Source organism: Nocardioides sp. (assembly GCF_024509035.1).
In the GTDB taxonomy this organism is placed as follows: Bacteria; Actinomycetota; Actinomycetes; order Propionibacteriales; family Nocardioidaceae; genus Nocardioides.
Map to the genome: position 1 here is coordinate 3696 of NZ_JANINT010000060.1, position 2384 is coordinate 6079.

A 2384-nucleotide genomic window follows, 5' to 3' on the forward strand; every position below is an offset into this window, starting at 1 on the left:
GAGTTCTTCGTCAAGCCGGGTGAGGACGAGGAGTGGCACCAGTACTGGATCGACGAGCGCACGCGCTGGTACGTCGACCTGGGCATCGACGCCGACAACCTGCGCCACTACGAGCACCCGCAGGAGAAGCTCAGCCACTACTCCACGCGGACCGTCGACATCGAGTACCGCTTCCGCTTCGCGGGCTCGGAGTGGGGCGAGCTCGAGGGCGTCGCCAACCGCACCGACTTCGACCTGAGCACGCACTCCAAGCACTCGGGCCAGGACCTGTCCTACTTCGACCAGGCCAACAACGAGCGCTACGTCCCCTACGTCATCGAGCCGGCGGCCGGGCTGTCGCGCAGCCTCATGACGTTCCTCGTCGACGCCTACACCGAGGACGAGGCGCCCAACACCAAGGGCGGCGTCGACAAGCGCACCGTGCTCCGGCTCGACCCGCGCCTGGCCCCCGTCAAGGTGGCGGTGCTGCCGCTCTCGCGCAACGCCGACCTCTCGCCCAAGGCCAAGGACCTCGCGATGGAGCTGCGCCGCGCGGGCTGGAACGTCGACTTCGACGACTCCGGCGCGATCGGCCGCCGCTACCGCCGCCAGGACGAAATCGGCACGCCGTACTGCGTCACCGTCGACTTCGAGACCCTCGACGACCAGGCCGTCACGGTGCGCGAGCGCGACACCATGCAGCAGGAGCGCGTGGGCCTCGACCGCATCACGGGCTACTTCGCCGAGCGTTTCGTCGGCTGCTGATCGCTGGTGCGTGTGCACAATGACCGCATGATCCGGGTCCCCGCGCTGGTCGCTGCCGTCGTCGCCGGGGGGCTTGCGCTCGCCGGCTGCTCCGGGTCGGACGGCGGGTCGCCGGACGACGCGTCCACCGCGCCCTCGACCGGGTCCTCGACGGGGCAGAGCCCGGCGAGCACGGGCACGCCGTACCTCCCCGTGCCCGAGGGCGTCGAGCTCACCGAGCCCGGCAGCCAGCTCGAGGTGGGCGACCACGCGGTCGTGGCCTACCACCCGCGTCAGGACCAGGTGGGGGTGCTGGACATCCAGGTGGTCGCGCTGGAGAAGACCTCGATCAAGGACTTCTCGGCCTGGCAGCTCAGCGACGCGCAGAAGGCGTCGAACCCCTACTACGTGCGCGCCCGGGTCGAGAACGTCGGCGACACCGACCTCGGTGGCCGTCCGGTCCCACTCTACGTCGTCAACGACGCCAACGTGCTGCTCGAGCCGACGCCGTTCGCGAGCTCGTTCCAGCCGTGCCCGAGCACGCCGTTCCCCGAGAAGTTCGCGCCGGGCGACGTCACGCGGACGTGCCTGGTCTACCTGGCGCCCGACCACGGGGACCTGGTCGCGGTGAGCTTCCGGCCCGAGGAGACCTTCAACCCGATCACCTGGTCCGGCGAGGTGGAGAAGTACGTCGCGCCGAAGGGCGGCGGCGTCTCGAAGGGCGGGTCCCCGCAGGGCAAGGGCGGCACGCGCGGCGGCAAGGGCGGCACGCGCGGCGGCTGAGCGCGATTTGAGCGGGCACCACCGGCCCCGGACAATGGCCGCATGCCGCTGACCTCGCCCGGGCTGACCCTGGGCTCCCTGCGCGTCGACACCCCGGTGGTGCTCGCGCCGATGGCCGGCATCACCAATGCCGCCTACCGGCGCCTGTGCGCCGAGCAGGGTGCCGGGCTCTACGTCTGCGAGATGATCACGAGCCGTGGGCTGGTCGAGGGCGACCAGCACACCAAGGACATGCTGGTCTTCGACGAGCTCGAGACGATCCGGTCGGTCCAGCTCTACGGCAGCGACCCGGTCTACGTCGGCAAGGCCGCCGAGATCCTCTGCGCCGAGTACGGCGTCGCGCACATCGACCTCAACTTCGGCTGCCCCGTCCCCAAGGTGACCCGCAAGGGCGGCGGCGGTGCCCTGCCGTGGAAGCGGGGGCTGCTCGCCGAGATCCTCGAGGCGGCCGTCGCGGCGACGACGCCGTACGACGTGCCCGTGACGATGAAGACGCGCAAGGGTATCGACGAGGACCACCTGACCTACCTCGACGCCGGGCGGATCGCCCAGGAGTCCGGCTGCGCGGCGATCGCGCTGCACGGCCGCACGGTCGCGCAGGCCTACTCGGGCGACGCCGACTGGGACGCCATCGCAGCGCTGGTCGACCACGTCGACATCCCCGTCCTCGGCAACGGCGACATCTGGGAGGCCGCCGAGGCGCTCCGGATGGTCGAGCAGACCGGCGTCGCGGGCGTCGTGGTCGGACGCGGCTGCCTCGGGCGACCGTGGCTGTTCCGCGACCTGGCCGCTGCGTTCGCCGGCGAGGACGTCGCGACGCTGCCGACGCTCGGCGAGGTCGCCGCCATGATGCGCCGGCACGCCGAGCTGCTGTGCCA

3 protein-coding genes are annotated in these 2384 nt (G+C 71.4%); all 3 read left to right on the forward strand.

What is annotated here, in order from left to right; genetic code table 11:
• A partial coding sequence (locus tag Q0L15_RS05520; protein ID WP_296602822.1) for a glycine--tRNA ligase occupies nt 1-744 on the forward strand: 744 nt, incomplete at its 5' end.
• Between the two features lie 27 nt (nt 745-771).
• A complete protein-coding gene (locus Q0L15_RS05525) occupies nt 772-1506 on the forward strand; it encodes a hypothetical protein (RefSeq protein WP_296602824.1) in 735 nt (244 codons plus the stop codon).
• A 42-nt stretch (nt 1507-1548) separates the two neighbouring features.
• A partial coding sequence (dusB, locus tag Q0L15_RS05530; RefSeq protein WP_296602825.1) for a tRNA dihydrouridine synthase DusB occupies nt 1549-2384 on the forward strand: 836 nt, incomplete at its 3' end.

Coding starts and splice junctions, on each gene's coding strand:
- Q0L15_RS05525 (WP_296602824.1), top strand. CDS start 772: ATGATCCGGGTCCCCGCGCTGGTCGCTGCCGTCGTCGCCGGGGGGCTT.